This window comes from Mycobacterium sp. (assembly GCF_040509115.1).
In the GTDB taxonomy this organism is placed as follows: Bacteria; Actinomycetota; Actinomycetes; order Mycobacteriales; family Mycobacteriaceae; genus Mycobacterium.
The window spans coordinates 1-15,499 of the sequence record NZ_JBEVLO010000480.1 but is presented as its reverse complement, the minus strand read 5'-3'; the positions used below and the strand labels follow the sequence as shown (position 1 = coordinate 15,499).

The following is a 15,499-nucleotide window of genomic DNA, read 5'->3' as shown; positions in this document are numbered from 1 at the left end:
CTTGATCGCCTCGAACGCGGCGTTCTTGATTTCCTCGACGTGCGAGATGCCCTCTGGCGTCGCGGGATCGCCCTGGTGGGAAATGATGAATCGCACCGCCTTGCCGTCCGGTGAGACGAACTGCTTGAGGCCTCTCTTGAAGTCCGGGTTGTCGAAGACCTCGGGCGGCAGATAGAACGAGTCGTCGATCTTGGAGTCGTCGAAGGCTCTGCCGATGGCGTTGGGGTCGGACTGCTGCCGGTCCTGCAGGCTCTGCTGATCCTGCTGCGTCGCGTAGTTGGTCATGATCTGGTCGCGATTGCGTTCCTGGCTGGCGATCTGAGGAGGAATCAGCGCAATCAGCTTGGGCTGCAAGGCGTTGAGCTTGTCCAGACTGGCGGTGGTCTGCCCGAGCAGATCGGTCAGCTCGCCGATCCCGTCCAGCGCGTCGAAGATGGAGCGCAACGTGTAGCAGACGGGAATGTCGTAGCAGTGCGGTTCCCAGTAGAAGTAGCTGCGCAGGGGACGGAAGAAGTCGTCGAAGTTGGCGATCTTGTCCCGCAGCTCGTTGGTGACCGCCACCGTCTTCTTGAGGTCGTCGGTCTGTTCCTGTTGTGCTGCGGCACTTTGCTTCTGCAGCGACAGCTGCTGGCGCAGGACGTCGATCTGGGCGTTGATGTCGGCGGCTTGGGTCAGCAGATCGGCCGTGCGCTGTTCGGCGTACGACTGGCCGAGCTTCTGGTTGACGCCCTGTTGGCCGACGATGAACGGCAACGAGGTCCCGTCGATCGGAGTGCCCAGCGGTCGGGTGATCGTCTGCACCCGGCCGATGCCGGGCAGGTGGAAGACGTCCTTGGCGACCTTGTCGACGATCAGCATGTCGGTGGGGTTGCGCAGGTCGCGATCGGCCACCAGCATCAGCACCTCGGGGTTGAGCCGGGCCTGCGGGAAGTGCCGTTGCGCGGCGAGGTAGCCGATGTTCGCCTCGACGTCCGCCGGAAGGTAACGCTTGTCGTCATAGCTCGTCGTGTAGGACGGCAGCGCCAGCAGGCCCACCAGGGTGACTGCCGTGGACGCCACCAGGATGGGGCCTGGCCAGCGGACCACCGCCGTCCCGATCCGCCGCCACCCCCGGGTCTTGGTCTGCCGTTTGGGGTCCATCAAGCCGAACCTGGAGGCGATGGTCAACAACGCCGGCGCCATGGTCAGCGCGGACATCGTCACCACGAACATCCCGATGGCCAGGGGTATGCCCAGGGTCTGGAAGTACGGCAGCCGAGTGAAGTGCAGGCACAGCGTCGCCCCGGCGATCGTCAGGCCCGACCCCAGGACGACGTGAGCGGTGCCGTGGTACATGACGTAGAACGCGTCCACCCTGTCATCGCCGAGGTTGCGGGCCTCGTGGTAGCGGCCGACGAAGAAGATGGCGTAGTCGGTGGCCGCCGCGATGGCCAGCAGCGTCAACAGATTCACCGCGAAGGTCGACAGCTCGATGAGGTGGTGGTAGCCCAGGAACGCGACTACCCCCCGCGCCGCGGCCAATTCGAGCATCACCATGACCATCACCAGGAGCACGGTCACGATTGAGCGATAGACCAGCAGCAGCATGATCAGGATGATCCCGATGGTCACCGCCGTCACCAGCTCCAGGCTCTTGTCGCCCGCGTGCTGCTGATCGGAGTTCAACGGTCCCGCGCCGGTGACGTAGACCTTCAACCCCGGCGGTGGCGGATGGCTGGCGACGACGTCTCGCACCGCCTCGACCGATTCATTGGCCAGCGTCTCACCCTGATTGCCTGCGATGTAGAGCTGCACGTACGCCGAAAGGTTGTCCGCGCTTTGCGAACCCGACGAAGTGAGCGGATCACTCCACAGGTCCTGAATGTGCTGGATGTGGGTCTTGTCCTTCTCCAAGTCCGCGATCAGGCCGTCGTAGTACCGATGGGCCTCGGCACCAAGGGGCTTGTCACTTTCCAGGACGATCATCGCCGAGCTGTTCGAGTCGTACTCGTCGAAGAGTTCGCCCACCAGCTTGGTGGCTTGCAAGGACGGCGCGTCGTTCGGGGTCAGCGACGTCGAATTCGCCGCCCCCACAGCCTCCAACTGCGGCACCACGACGTTGACGACAGCCGTCACGGCAAGCCACGCCAACAGGACCGGCACGCAGAACAGCCGCAGGAATCGCGGAACCCGGGAACGCCTGACCTCGGTATTGGGATTGGTATCGGGATTGCTCATGCCGACTTCACCAAGCAAGAGGTCTGCGCGTTCACTCCGGCCGAGGTCTGCTCGTCTCTGACCTCGTCATCGACGAGGACGCGGCAGCTGATGCTGTCGCCGTCGCCCTGGGCGATGATGGTGGCGCTGGCGGCCGGTTTGGTGGTCCTGAGCGTGATCGACCAGGGCAGCGGTGCATCGTCGACCCGCTGCGGGTTCGCATCCAGGTCGAGGTAGTTGATGGTGGCCACGGCGCCCTCCGTTCCGGAAACCTCATAGGTGACGACCTTGGGGTTGAACGGTTCGGCGTCGTCGGCCAGACCGGCGCCCGGACGGGTGGTCTCGTTGTTCGACCCGAAGAAACCATGCATCCGATACACCACGACGCCGGCGACCGCCACCACAACCACGATGAGCAGCGGTATCCACGCCCGCTTGAGAATCCCGACCACTGGCCCCTCCGTTGCCACGACCGCGCTCTCCGCAGGACGACGAGCGGTCTCAGCGGATTTCATTGCGCGGCAGCACGATTATCTGATTAGTGGATCAAACAATAAACGGTCGACTTACGTTGGGCAAGCCGAACGGCTAACTTAAATTAGACCAGTGGTCAATGATGGGGACTGCCGCGCTCAGGGCATGGGGCTACCCTTGCTGGCGGACGCGGCATCGGAAGCGGCATCCGAGCGACATGGCAGAGGAGCGAGCGATTGGCGAAACCGACGGCACCGCGAGGCCTTGCCCGTGGGCGGGTCCTCGACGCCGCGGTTGCCTTGTTCGCCGAGCACGGGGTGCACGGCACGTCGCTGCAGATGATCGCCGACCGGGTCGGAGTCAGCAAGGCCGCGGTCTACTACCAATTTCACTCCAAGGAAGACATCGCCCTAGAAGTCATCCGCCCCACCATCGACGACATGGCCCGCGTCATCAGGATCGCCGAGGCGCTGCCCGACGTGCAACAGCGGCGCACCGTGGCGGTTAGCGGGCTGGTCGAGATGATCGTGCGGCACCGTCAGTTGGCGATCGTGTTCCACGGAGACCCGGTCATCGATCACTTGATCGTGAATGCCCCCGATTTCAAGGCGGTGGCCGATCGCCTCCGCGATCTGCTCGAGGGACCCGAGCGCAGCGCTGTCGATCGGGTTGCCTTCTCGGTGTTCATCGCCGGCCTTGGCAAGGCCGCAGCCGATCCCGAGCTGACCGACATCGACGACGCCGAGCTACACCGGGCACTGCTCGAAATGTCAGGACGGATCCTCGCGCCCACCACCCAGCACGCATCTGCGACGTGATGCGAGGCAGCCTCGTGCCCGACTGGACTGGTCGGTCCACGACTCGGCGCTGAGCGGGGCGCTCACGTCAGGCCCCGACAATGGGTCGCGTCCCGCCGATGTGCAGCTCGATTTCGTGTGCCGCGCTTCGGATTCGGGCGAGGTAGCTGCTCTGTGTGGCCGCGGTCAACCGTGACGCGGGCGCGGCGAGGGCAAGAGACCCCACGACCGCACCCGTGTAATTGCGCAGCGGTACGGCCAACGAGCACAACCCGACTTCACGTTCCTGTCGGCACACCGCGTAGCCGCGGGTGCGGACCGTGGCCAGTTGACGACGTAGCTGAGCGACGTCGGTAACCGTGCTGCGGGTGTACTTCTCGAGGTTCGTCTTCAGGATTCGGTCAATGAGCTGGGCATCAGGAGCAAAGGCCAGGAGCACCTTGCCGGAGGCGGTGGCGTGCAAGGGCCCTCGCCTGCCTGCATTGGCCACCATCTGGAAGCCGCGGGGGGATTCCCCACGGTCGAGGTAGAGCACGGCGTCGTCGTCGAGGATTCCCAACAGCACCGACTCACCCGTGTCGGCGGCAAGTCGGTCCAAGGAATGGCGCGCCGCCCGCGACAGCTCGACATCGCGAACGACGCTGCTGCCCATCTCATAAAGCGCCCACCCGAGTCGGTACAACGACGTGTAGGGGTCCTGCATGACGTAGCGCCGACTGGTGAGAGTGGCGAGCAGATGATGAGCGGTGGCCTTGGACAAGCCGGTTCTACGCGCGATGTCGCTGACTCCGAGGGGCCGACCGGCCTGGCCCAGGCAATCAAGCACGTTGAGGGCGTTGTCGACGGCGCGGACCCGTCGGCCGGTGCCGGTGTCGGATTGCTCGCTGGCTGTCACCGTTGACTCCCCCGTGTACTCCGCGCATCCCATGAACCGCTGGTGATGGGCCTAGCTAAACACCTGCGGATGCCGTCACCAAAAAGTGTTTGCAGGTCGCTAACACCGTTTCCACCGCATTTTCCGCGGTCTAACTTTACGTGAACCAGAGCACACCGGGAGCCGCGACGGCCCCCGCTCACATCACCTTCCAATCCTTGATGCATGAAGGGGCCCTGCCATGAACGAACGTCACCGTGCCGCATTAGCGTCGATCGGCCTCGCCGGCGCACTACTTCTGAGTGCCTGCTCGGGGATGGCGGGCAGCGGGCCGGATCCCGCGGGAATCAAGGTCGGCCTGCTGCTGCCCGAAACTGCGGTTGCCCGTTACGAGAGCAAGGACAAGCCGTACTTCGAGGCCAAGCTCAAGCAGATCTGCCCGGACTGCACGCTGGTGTACGCCAACGCCAACGCCGACGCCGGAAAGCAACAAGATCAGGCCAATTCGATGCTGACCCAGGGTGTCAAGGTGCTCGTCGTCGACCCGGTGGACGGCAAGGCAGCCGCGAGCATCGTCAACTCCGCCGCCGCGGTACAGACACCCGTGGTCGCCTACGACCGCATGATCGACAGCCCGGAGCTGTCTTACCTGATCTCCAACGACTACCGCCAGGTCGGTGTCCTCCAGGCCCAGGCAATCGTCGACAAACTCAGGAATGCCAACGTCGATCCGGCCTCTGGTGGGATCTTGATGATCAACGGCGCCAGCACCGACGACAACGCCGCCACCATCAAGGGCGGCGCACAGAGCGTGTTCGAGGCAAGCGGCTATCAGGTCCTGGCGTCGGTGGACACCTGGGATCCGGACGAGGCACAGCAATGGGTGTCGGGCCAGACCACTCGTTTCAACGATCAGATCCTTGCGGTGTACTCGGCCAACGACGGCAACGCCGGAGCTGCGGTGGCCGCGCTCAAGGCCGCCGGAGTCACGAAGATGCCCCCGATCACCGGGTTGGACGCGTCATTGGCGGGTCTGCAGTCCATCCTGGCCGGTGACCAATACATGACCACCTACAACTCTTTCAAGGCCGAAGCCGAACAGGCCGCCGAGGTCGCCGTCGCCCTGGCCAAAGGCCAGACCCCGGCAGCCGAGACAGACGTCGGCGGCGTTCCAGCCACCTTGCGCTCCCCGCGGGCCGTCTTCGACAACAACATTGGCTCGATCGTCATTGCCGACGGCTTCTACGCCGTCGACGAAATCTGCACCCCGCCGTACGCGGCGGCGTGCACCAAGTTCGGACTCAATTCCTAGCTCCGCCAAGCCTTCCGCCTCGAAAAGGACAGCCACCATGACCGGTGCCAACGCGCTTCAAGAACCGAGACCCGTCACGCAGCAGCCGCTGTTATCGCTACGGGGCGTGTGCAAGAACTTCGGCGCGATCCAGGCCCTCACCGACATCGAACTCACCATCGATCGAGGCGAAGTGGTCGCACTGCTGGGAGACAACGGGGCCGGGAAATCCACTCTCGTCAAGTTGCTCGCCGGTGTCCACCCGCCCGATCGCGGCACGGTCGAGTTCGAGGGCCGGCCGGTCACGATTACTGCGCCTGCGGATTCGCGGGGCCTCGGGATTGCCACGGTCTATCAGGATCTCGCGCTTTGCGACAACCTCGACGTCGTCGCCAACCTCTTTCTTGGTTGCGAGAAGGGGCGGTTCTCCATCGACGAAGAATCGATGGAGAAGGAGGCGTGGAACCTGCTGCGGCAACTGTCGGCGAAGATCCCGTCCGTGCGGATCCCGGTGGCCGCACTCTCCGGTGGGCAACGCCAGACCGTCGCGATTGCACGGGCCCTGACGAGTGATCCCGGACTGGTCCTGCTCGACGAGCCCACCGCGGCACTCGGCGTAGCGCAGACTGCTGAAGTGCTCAATCTCATTGAGCGTCTGCGTGATCGCGGGCACGGGGTACTGCTGATCACCCACAACATGGCCGACGTGCAAGCCGTCGCCGACCGTGCCGTCGTGCTGCGACTGGGCCGCAACAACGGCGACTTCGTGGTCAAGGACACCACCTACGAACAGATCATCGCCGCCATCACCGGCGCCACCGACAGCGTCGTCACGCAGCGAGCACACGCCGTTGCCGCCCGCACCGCCAAGGAGACCACATCATGACCGACCTCAAAAGCGCTGCGCCCCTTGATCTGCACGACGAACGACTAATCCAGCGCCACGGATTCGGCGGTGCGCTGTCCTCGTTCATGGCGCAGATCCGCAGCGGAGATCTCGGCTCGTTGCCCGTCGCGATCGGCCTCGTCGTGATCTGGGGAGTGTTCCAGACACAAAACCCCTACTTCCTGTCGAGTGCGAATCTGACCAATCTGATCATCGAATGCTCCGCGGTGGGCACCATGGCCATCGGCGTGGTCCTGGTGCTGCTCGTCGGGCAGATCGATCTCTCGGTGGGGTCGATGAGCGGTGTCGCAAGCGCCATCCTCGGTGTCGGCCTCGTCCATGCCGGCTGGTCCGTTTGGCTGGCCATGGGCGTCGCCCTGGTTGCCGGCGTCGCGGTCGGAGCGATCTACGGCGTGGTGTTCGTCCGCTTCGGAGTCCCCAGCTTCGTCATCACCTTGGCCGGACTGCTCGCACTGCTGGGCCTCCAGTTGAAGATCCTGGGCACCAACGGGTCGATCAACATTCCGTTCGACACCTTCATCGTGCGCTTCACCCAGAGCATGTTCCTGCCCGAACTGCTTTCCTACGGGCTCGTCGCACTGGCCAGCGCGGGCTATCTGGCCGCCCGGCTGGCGCGGCGACGCCGACGGGCGCGGGCGGGTCTGTCCAACAAGTCGATCGGCGGTCTGCTCATCACCGCAGCGGTGTCGTTCGTCGTCGGTGAGGCCGTCACCTGGTATCTGAATCAGACCCGCGGCATCAGCGCTGCGTTCGTCCTATTCTTCAGCCTGGTGCTCATCACCCACCTGGCCTTGACCAAGAGCCGATGGGGGCGTGCCATCTACGCCGTCGGCGGCTCGGTGGAGGCCGCGCGTCGCGCCGGGATCAAGGTGTCGCTGATCTTCATTTCGGTGTTCACGCTCTGCTCCGCCTTCGCCGCTCTGGGCGGCCTGTTGGCGGCGGGCAGGTTGGCCACCGCCAGCATCAGCAGCGGGGTCGGTGACACCAACCTCAACGCCATCGCCGCGGCGGTGATCGGCGGAACCAGCCTCTTCGGCGGTCGCGGTCACGCGTTCTCCGCACTGCTGGGCATCCTGGTCATCGCCTCGATCTCCAATGGTCTCACCCTGCTCAGCCTGGACTCCTCGATCCGCTACATGATCACCGGCGCGGTGCTGCTCGTCGCGGTCATCGTCGACGCACTTTCGCGACGCTCCCGCGCCGCCCACGGCACCGCCTGACACTTGTAAAGCCGTCCCCACTCGACGCCACGGAAGGAACCCGTCGTGACCCAGACCAGTTCACCCACCACCAGCACCTCCGCCACCCCCGCGCGCCGCTACCAACACTTCATCGACGGCCGGTGGGAACCCGGCACCGGAGAAACCATCGAACGACGCAGCCCGGCCACCGGCGCGCTGGTTGCGCACTTCGCCGCGGGCGACGCCGACACCACCAACCGCGCCATCGCCGCCGCGCGGCACGCATTCGACCATTCCAGCTGGCCCCACGTCGACGGCGCCGACCGCGGCCGCCTTCTGAGCGCGGTCGCCAACCGCATTCGTAGCCATCACGAGCGGCTGTCCCACATCGAAGCCGAGGAGACCGGCAAGTCCATCCGGGTGGCCCGCGCCGACATCACCGGCGTCATCGGGCACTTCGAGTCCGCGGCCGGGCTGGCCGCTGGACTACACGGCGAATCGTTCGAACTCGGAGCGGACTTCACCGCAGTGATCCTGCGGGAACCTGCCGGGGTGGCAGGCCTGATCGTTCCGTGGAACTTCCCGGCGCTGATCCTGAGCCAGAAACTGCCCTACGCGCTTGCCGCGGGGTGCACCACCGTGATCAAGCCCTCCGAAGCCACCTCGGGCACCGCATGCGAGATCGCGCGGCTGTGCCAGGAAGCGGGCCTCCCGCCGGGTGTGGTCAACGTGGTCACCGGCCTGGGAGGCGTTGTCGGGCAAGCTATTACCGAAAGCAACGATGTCGACCTGGTCAGCTTCACCGGATCCACCGCCTCGGGCCGCAAGGTGATCGCAGCGTCGGCAGGCAACATCAAACGCCTGTCCCTCGAACTGGGCGGCAAGGCAGCCACCATCGTCTTCGCGGATGCCGACCTCGAGGATGCCGTAGATGGCGCCTTGTTCGCGATCACCTTCAACCAAGGTGAATGCTGCGTGTCGGGGACCCGGCTGCTGGTCCAAGATTCCGTCGCCGACGCCTTCGTCGACGCACTGGTGCAGCGGGCGAGAACGCTGGCTGTCGGAGATCCGCTCGCAGAGGGCACCGATGTCGGCGCACTCATTCACGAAGAGCACCTCAACTCCGTGCTGGGCCATATCGCCACGGGCGAGGAGGACGGCGCGACGCTACGCACCGGCGGCCAACGGGTGCACCCGGCAGGGTGCGAGGACGGATTCTTCCTCGCTCCCACCGTGTTCGACCACGTGAGCCCGCAGGCCCGGATCTTCCAGCACGAGATCTTCGGTCCCGTGCTCAGTGTCACCCGTTTCGCCACTCCCGACGACGCCATCGACCTGGCCAACGACACCATCTACGGCCTGGCGAACTCGGTGTGGACCAAGAACATCGACACCGCGCACTACGTCAGCAGGCGCCTGCGCAGCGGTACCGTCTGGGTGAATACCACCATCGACGGCTCACCCCAGCTCCCGCTGGGCGGCTACAAGCAAAGCGGGTACGGCCGCGAGGCCGGCCGCATCGGTCTCGAGGAGTTCACCAATGTCAAGACCGTCCAGACACGCCTCGGCAAGCGGACCCCCGCTTACCCCGACCCCACCGCGTAACACCCCATTCCCCATGGCCTTTCACCGATCCGCAGAGCAAGGTTCATCCTCATGAGTTTCGATTACGTGATCGTCGGCGGCGGCACAGCCGGATGCGTCCTGGCCAACCGCCTCACCGAAGACCCCACCGTCACCGTCCTCCTCTTGGAGGCCGGCGGCCGCGACATCAACCCGATGATCCACATTCCCGGCGGCATCGGCTTCTTGTTCGGCCCCCGGGTCAACTGGCGCTTCCACACCGTGCCCCAACCCCACCTGGACGGCCGCAGCATCTGGTACCCCCAGGGCAAGACGCTGGGCGGATCCAGCGCCATCAACGCGATGATCTACATCCGTGGGCAGAAGGAGGATTACGACGGCTGGGCCCAGCTGGGCAACAAGGGCTGGAGCTATGACGACGTCCTGCCCTACTTCATCAAGTCGGAGGACAACAGCCGCATCGTGGACCGCTTCCACGGCCAAGACGGCCCGCAGGCCGTCTCCGATCAGGTCAACCCGCACATCCTGAGCAAGTCCTTCGTGGCGGCCGCCACCAGCTGGGGGCTGCCGTACAACACCGACTTCAACGGTGAGACGATGGCAGGCGCGGGCCTGTATCAGGTCACCTTCCGGGCCGGACTTCGCCGCTCGCAGGCGGTCTCGTTCCTGCACCCGGCGCAGTTGCGCCGTAAGAACCTCACCGTACGCACCCATGCGCGGGTCACCGGGGTGCAAGTCGACAACGGTCGCGCTGTCGGTGTCCGGGTGGCCTCGCGGCGCGGCACTCAGGTGCTGCGCGCCGACCGAGAAGTCATCCTGGCCGCGGGAGCCATCAACACCCCCCGCCTGCTGATGCTCTCCGGCATTGGTGATGCCGCCGAACTCGGCCACGTCGGCGTCCGGGTGGTTCACGACCTGCCCGGCGTTGGCAAGAATCTCAAAGACCACCTCAACACCAATGTGCACACCACGCTGAGGGATCCGATCAGCTACGACGGCCTGAACCGATTCCCCCACATGCTGCGCCCCGGCCTCCAATGGATGCTCACTCGCACCGGTCCGGCGGCCTCGGTCATCGTCGAGGGCGGGGGGTTCTTCACCAGCCCCGGCGAACAACGACCCGACATGCAGATCCACATCGCCCCCGCGATGGTGGTGCGCGGCGGTCAAACCTCCCTCGACGGACACGGATTCACCATCAACTCGACTTTCCTGCGGCCACGCAGCGTCGGGTGGGTCAAACTGTCCAGCGCCGACCCGGCCGCCGAACCGTTGGTCAACCCGAACTACCTCGATGACCCCAAGGACAAGGAGATGGCCGTCCGGCAGGTGCGCACCATCCGAGAAGTGTTGAGCCAGCCCGAGATGAAGCAGTACATCGCCGAGGAACGCCTGCCAGGGGCACACGCGCAGACCGACGAGGAGATCATGGCCTACGTCCGGCAGTACGCATCGTGTGACTACCACCCCGTCGGGACCTGCAAGATGGGTAACGACGACATGGCCGTCGTCGACGAGCAGCTTCGCGTCCGGGGATTGTCGAACCTGCGGGTCATCGATGCGTCGATCATGCCCAAGCTGGTCAGCGGCAACACCATGGCCCCGACGATGATGATCGCCGAGAAGGGTGCAGATCTGGTCAAATCCATGGTATCGGGCGGACTCCGATGACCACCGACGCGCCGGTGACCTACACCGTCGACGACGGCGTCGCGGTCCTCACCCTCAACAATCCACCGCTCAACCTCAACACCCTGTCCACGATCGATCACCTGCTGGCACTGTGCGAGGCGCTCAGTAGCGACGACGACGTCCGTGTCGTGGTGGTCACCGGGTCCGGCAACCGCGCCTTCTGCGCCGGCTCCGACATCACCGAATTCACCGACGTACGTGACCAAGTGGTGCCCAAGAAGTTGGCACGGGAGAACGCCGCCTTCACCGCGATCGAAGAGCTGCCCCAGCCGGTGATCGCCGCGCTCAACGGTGTCACCTTGGGTGGTGGCGCGGAGATCGCGCTGGCGTGCGACCTACGGGTCATCGACTCCGCGGCGCGAATCGGCTTTCCCGAAGTGGCGCTTGGGGTCTTCCCTGGCAGCGGCGGAGTGTTCCGGCTGCCCCGGATCGTCGGCGCCGCCCGCGCCTACGAGCTGCTGTACGGCGGAGAGGCCATCGACGCCGAAGCCGCCCTGCGGATCGGGTTGGTGAATCGGATCGCCCCCGCGGGTGAGACCCTGTCCACCGCGCTGGCCTGGGCGCACGACCTTGCCGCCAAACCGGCGCTCGCACTGAGCCTCATCCGCGCCGGCGTCCGAGACTCGTTCACTCAAACCGTCTCCGAGGCCACCCAACGCACCCTTGCCGACAGCCACCGGGTGTTCACCGGACCCGACATCGATGAAGGGGTGGCGGCGTTCTTCGCCAAGCGCGCGCCGCAGTTCACCGCTACCCGAAGCCAACACCGAGACAGCCAGGAGACCCACCGATGAACGGCCTGCTCAGCGGCATCAAAGTCGTCAGCTTGACGCACTACCTGCAAGGCCCGTCGTGCGCCCAGTTCCTGGCCGACATGGGCGCCGACGTCATCAAGGTCGAACGCGAAGGCGGTGCCTACGAACGGCATTGGTCGGGCGCGCAAGCCTTCGTCGGCGACGAGAGCGTGTTCTACCTGCTCGCTGGGCGGAATCAGCGCAGCATCGAACTGGACTTCCGCTCAGATGAGGGCCGCGCCCTGCTGTGGCGTCTCATCGAGGATGCCGACGTCCTGGTCGAGAACTTTCGGCCCGGGGTGCTGAACAAGTATGGCTTCTCCTACGCCGACACCAAGGACCGCAACCCCCGCCTCGTCTACTGCTCGCTGAGCGGATTCGGCACCACCGGCCCGTCGGCCAACAAGCCCGGTCAAGACCTTCTCGTCCAGTCCCTCAGTGGGATCGGCACCATCAACGGACGTGCCGGGGAACCGCCGAGTCTGGTGGGCAGCGCCATCGTCGATCAGCACGCGGCGACCCTGGGCGCCTTGGGGATCACTGCGGCGCTGTTCGGTCGCCAAAGCAGCGGCGTCGGCGCCAAGGTCGACAGCAACCTACTCTCGGCGGCGCTCGATTTGCAGCTCGAACCCTTCAACTACCACCTCAACGGCGCGCAGCTCTACGAGCGCAGCGCATCGGGCATCTCGTCCCGCTTCCATCAAGCACCGTATGGGGTGTTCCAGACCAGCGATGGATGGCTCACGCTGTCGTTGTGTGACGGGCAGACGATGGCCACCGCCTTCGAGGACGCGCGGTTCGCCGACTTCTCCAAGACCGACCAGTTCGATCTTCGCGAGGAGATCAACACGCGCATCGCCGGACACCTGCGCACCAAGACCACCGCCGAGTGGGAGAAGATCTTCGACCACGTAGGAATGTGGAATGCCCGGGTGCGCGACTACGACGAGATCGAAGCCGACCCGCAGCTCGCCGAGAACGAGTCGATCGTCGAATACGACCTGCCGCGGGCGGGGCGAATCCGCACCTTGAACCATCCGGTCCGCTATGACGGAGCGGCGCCGCCGCTGCGCCGCATGCCACCGTCGGTCGGGGAGAACACCGACGAAGTCCTCACCGAGCTGGGCTACGGCACTGACGACATCGCCGCGCTTCGAACCGCCGGGGCGGTCGGCCCCGACCGTGCGCAGACTCCCTTCGATCGCGCCGCCTCCGCCCCGGCGAGCTCCTACTCCCGAAAGTGACCGGAATGACTGTCGAGACCTTCACCGACCTACGCGAATTGGCCTTCAACACAGCGGAATCGAAGCTGCGCCGGCTGCTGACCGAGCATCCTGGCCGGATCCCCACCCATACCGTCAACGGGCGCTGGCACCTCGACGCCGACACCTGGGCCCCGACGTGGACGGAGGGGTTCCTGGCCGGCATGATCTGGCTGCTCGCCGAACACACCGGGGACCCGTGGTGGCGCGAACACGCCGAACGTTACTGTCGATCCTTCGCCCACCGCAGCGACGACACCGGCACCCACGACATCGGGTTCCTGTTCACTCCCAGCTGGGGCAAGTGGCGGCAGCTCCAGGAAACCGACGAAGTCAACGGCGTGCTGGCAGCCGCGGGCCGCACCATGGCGGGCCGCTTCAACCCCGAGGGCTGCTACCTGTCCACCTGGGTCGACCCCGGCAGCACCTTCATCGACGTGATGATGAACATCGACATCATCTACGAGGCTGCCGAAATCACCGGTGACACAACGCTGTCGGACATCGCCACCGCGCACGCGCTGACCAGCCGCCGGCATCTGCTTCGCGGTGACGCCACCACCATCCACGAGGGCTGGTTCGATCCCGATACCGGCGAATTCCTGCGCGCGGCCACGCATCAGGGATGGCGTGCCGATTCGTCGTGGGTGCGTGGCCACAGCTGGGCGATTTACGGCTTCGGTCAGGCGTATCACCGCACCCGCGACCCGCGCTTCCTGCAGACTGCGCAACTGTTGGCAGATGCGTTCATTGAACGCAGCAACAACTCTCTGCCGCCCAATGATTGGGAAGAGCCAAACCCGGAGTTCTCCACTGAAGCCTCCGCGGCCGCAATCGCCGCTGCCGGACTGGCGCAGTTGGCAGACCTGTCCGAGGAGGCTGACGAGCACCGCTACCGGGCGCACGCGCTGCGTACCGTGGAATTGCTGTCCCAGCCCCGTTACCTGTCCTACGCCAACGACGACTGGCAGGGCCTCATTCAGCATGCGACCTACCATCGCCGCCACAACCTCGGTGTCGAGGAGTCCGTCATGTGGGGCGACTACTACTACCTCGAAGCCGTAGATCGCCTGCTGTCCCGGAATCGGCGGTGAGCGTCACCATGCCCGCGCCTGCAACCATGCCCGCCGGATCTGCGCTGCGACATCTGTGGCGCAACAAGGCGATCGCAGTGATCCGCGCCGAAACGATCCCCGATCCCGCCGCGCTGTGTCAGGCGTTGCGTAGCGGCGGGATCAGGACCATCGAATTCACCTTCACCACACCGCATGTCGAGACTCTCATCGAGCAGACAGCCCACCACGACACCGACGAGTTCACCGTCGGCGTCGGCACCGTACTGACCGCCGGACAGGCCAACAGCGCCATCGCCGCCGGCGCCCGCTTCTTGGTGACGCCCTGCGTGAGCGCGGAGGTCGCCGAGGTCGCCCGCCGTCACGACGTGGCGGTCCTGATGGGGGCGATGACACCGGGTGAGGTCCTCGCCGCACACCGGGCAGGCGCGACGGCGGTGAAGATCTTCCCGGCCGGCGCACTGGGGCCGCACTACCTGGCCGACCTGCACGGGCCGTTCCCGGACCTCGCGCTAGTGCCCTCGGGCGGCATCAACGCCGGCAATGCCGCGGAATATCTGCGTCACGGCGCCGCGGCGGTCACCGCAGGCACCAGTGTCGCGTCACCGGCGCTCATCGCCGACGGCGACCTCGCCGAATTGACCCGCCGGGCAGCAGAATTCGTTGCTGCGCTACAGGAGACGTCATGACCGGTTCGCTGGCTGTCGACGTGGTGCCCGCATCAACTCTTCACGGGTTGGTGACGTTCGGGGAGACGATGGGTCTGCTCACGGCGCTGGACATCGGACGGCTGGACATGGCGCACGGCTTCCGCTATGGCGTCGGCGGCGCCGAATCCAACGTGGCGATCGGGGTGGCGCGGCTGGGTCAGCCCGCGACCTGGTTCGGACGCATCGGCACAGACGCGACCGGTGACATGATCGCCGATCGGTTGCGCGCCGAGGGGGTGTCCGCGATGGCGGTCCGCGACGGGTGCCGCCCCACCGGACTCATGGTCCGGCACCGCCGATTCGCTCACGTCCACAACATCGACTATCACCGCGCACATAGCGCCGCCTCAGCGCTGACTCCCGACGACATTCCCCTGGCCGCCGTGCAGGGCGCACAGATCCTGCACGTCACCGGGATCACCCCGGCATTGAGCCATTCGGCATCCGAGACTGTCTTCGCAGCGATCGACATCGCCCGTTCCGCAGGGGTTTTGGTGTCCGTGGACGTCAACTACCGCAGCAAGCTGTGGGCGCCGGATGCGGCCGCGCCGGTGTTGCGCGCGCTGGCCGAGCGGGCCGACATCCTCTTCGCCGGGCCCGAGGAAGCTCAGTTGGTGCTCGGCGACACCAGCCCGGCCAGCGATGCCGACCTTGCGCGCGCCCT

General features: G+C 65.6%; 14 protein-coding genes. 11 read left to right on the top strand and 3 right to left on the bottom strand.

What is annotated here, in order from left to right; genetic code table 11:
* Together ABW137_RS32650 and ABW137_RS32645 are read right to left on the bottom strand one after the other, a co-directional pair.
* Positions 1-2,217: MMPL/RND family transporter (locus ABW137_RS32650; RefSeq protein WP_526406552.1), on the bottom strand; the 2,217-nt coding region annotated here is incomplete at its 3' end.
* The gene (locus ABW137_RS32645) at positions 2,214-2,648 is read right to left on the bottom strand and encodes an MmpS family transport accessory protein (protein ID WP_526406556.1); all 435 of its coding nucleotides are present in this window, start codon (positions 2,646-2,648) and stop codon (positions 2,214-2,216) included. The genes ABW137_RS32645 and ABW137_RS32650, both read right to left, overlap by 4 nt.
* 258 nt (positions 2,649-2,906) lie before the next feature.
* On the opposite strand from ABW137_RS32645, the gene ABW137_RS32640 reads away from it, so the two are divergent.
* The gene (locus ABW137_RS32640) at positions 2,907-3,488 is read left to right on the top strand and encodes a TetR/AcrR family transcriptional regulator (RefSeq protein ID WP_526406550.1); all 582 of its coding nucleotides are present in this window, start codon (positions 2,907-2,909) and stop codon (positions 3,486-3,488) included.
* Between the two features lie 67 nt (positions 3,489-3,555).
* Here ABW137_RS32640 and ABW137_RS32635 read toward each other — a convergent pair whose 3' ends face one another.
* The gene (locus ABW137_RS32635) at positions 3,556-4,362 is read right to left on the bottom strand and encodes an IclR family transcriptional regulator (RefSeq protein WP_526406548.1); all 807 of its coding nucleotides are present in this window, start codon (positions 4,360-4,362) and stop codon (positions 3,556-3,558) included.
* A gap of 220 nt (positions 4,363-4,582) precedes the next feature.
* Between ABW137_RS32635 and ABW137_RS32630 the strand changes: the two genes are divergently transcribed.
* The 10 genes from ABW137_RS32630 to ABW137_RS32585 all read left to right on the top strand — a co-directional run.
* Positions 4,583-5,653 (top strand): substrate-binding domain-containing protein, encoded by a 1,071-nt coding sequence (locus ABW137_RS32630; RefSeq protein WP_526406546.1) that lies wholly within the window; start codon positions 4,583-4,585, stop codon positions 5,651-5,653.
* Between the two features lie 37 nt (positions 5,654-5,690).
* Positions 5,691-6,518: an ATP-binding cassette domain-containing protein gene (locus ABW137_RS32625; protein ID WP_526406544.1), complete on the top strand. Its 828-nt coding sequence runs from the start codon at positions 5,691-5,693 to the stop codon at positions 6,516-6,518.
* Positions 6,515-7,759, top strand: coding sequence for a sugar ABC transporter permease (locus tag ABW137_RS32620; RefSeq protein WP_526406542.1), 1,245 nt, complete (start codon positions 6,515-6,517; stop codon positions 7,757-7,759). Before ABW137_RS32625 ends, ABW137_RS32620 begins: the two co-directional genes overlap by 4 nt.
* A gap of 45 nt (positions 7,760-7,804) precedes the next feature.
* Positions 7,805-9,325, top strand: a complete 1,521-nt coding sequence (locus tag ABW137_RS32615) for an aldehyde dehydrogenase family protein (RefSeq protein WP_526406540.1) — start codon at positions 7,805-7,807, stop codon at positions 9,323-9,325.
* 51 nt (positions 9,326-9,376) lie between these two features.
* A complete protein-coding gene (locus ABW137_RS32610) occupies positions 9,377-10,975 on the top strand; it encodes a GMC family oxidoreductase (RefSeq protein WP_526406538.1) in 1,599 nt (532 codons plus the stop codon).
* Complete coding sequence (locus tag ABW137_RS32605; protein ID WP_526406536.1) at positions 10,972-11,790, top strand: enoyl-CoA hydratase/isomerase family protein; 819 nt, start codon at positions 10,972-10,974, stop codon at positions 11,788-11,790. Before ABW137_RS32610 ends, ABW137_RS32605 begins: the two co-directional genes overlap by 4 nt.
* On the top strand, positions 11,787-13,034 hold the full coding sequence (locus tag ABW137_RS32600) for a CaiB/BaiF CoA transferase family protein (protein WP_526406534.1): 1,248 nt from the start codon (positions 11,787-11,789) through the stop codon (positions 13,032-13,034). Before ABW137_RS32605 ends, ABW137_RS32600 begins: the two co-directional genes overlap by 4 nt.
* A gap of 5 nt (positions 13,035-13,039) precedes the next feature.
* A complete protein-coding gene (locus ABW137_RS32595) occupies positions 13,040-14,146 on the top strand; it encodes a glycoside hydrolase family 88 protein (RefSeq protein WP_526406532.1) in 1,107 nt (368 codons plus the stop codon).
* Between the two features lie 26 nt (positions 14,147-14,172).
* Positions 14,173-14,814, top strand: a complete 642-nt coding sequence (locus ABW137_RS32590; RefSeq protein WP_526406554.1) for a bifunctional 4-hydroxy-2-oxoglutarate aldolase/2-dehydro-3-deoxy-phosphogluconate aldolase — start codon at positions 14,173-14,175, stop codon at positions 14,812-14,814.
* On the top strand, positions 14,811-15,499 hold a 689-nt coding region (locus tag ABW137_RS32585; RefSeq protein WP_526406530.1), incomplete at its 3' end, for a sugar kinase. The genes ABW137_RS32590 and ABW137_RS32585, both read left to right, overlap by 4 nt.

Excerpts from the sequence above, each read along its gene's own strand:
- ABW137_RS32620 (WP_526406542.1), top strand. The coding sequence starts at position 6,515 with ATGACCGACCTCAAAAGCGCTGCGCCCCTTGATCTGCACGACGAACGA.
- ABW137_RS32595 (WP_526406532.1), top strand. The coding sequence starts at position 13,040 with ATGACTGTCGAGACCTTCACCGACCTACGCGAATTGGCCTTCAACACA.
- ABW137_RS32605 (WP_526406536.1), top strand. The coding sequence starts at position 10,972 with ATGACCACCGACGCGCCGGTGACCTACACCGTCGACGACGGCGTCGCG.
- ABW137_RS32630 (WP_526406546.1), top strand. The coding sequence starts at position 4,583 with ATGAACGAACGTCACCGTGCCGCATTAGCGTCGATCGGCCTCGCCGGC.
- ABW137_RS32600 (WP_526406534.1), top strand. The coding sequence starts at position 11,787 with ATGAACGGCCTGCTCAGCGGCATCAAAGTCGTCAGCTTGACGCACTAC.
- ABW137_RS32625 (WP_526406544.1), top strand. The coding sequence starts at position 5,691 with ATGACCGGTGCCAACGCGCTTCAAGAACCGAGACCCGTCACGCAGCAG.
- ABW137_RS32610 (WP_526406538.1), top strand. The coding sequence starts at position 9,377 with ATGAGTTTCGATTACGTGATCGTCGGCGGCGGCACAGCCGGATGCGTC.
- ABW137_RS32590 (WP_526406554.1), top strand. The coding sequence starts at position 14,173 with ATGCCCGCCGGATCTGCGCTGCGACATCTGTGGCGCAACAAGGCGATC.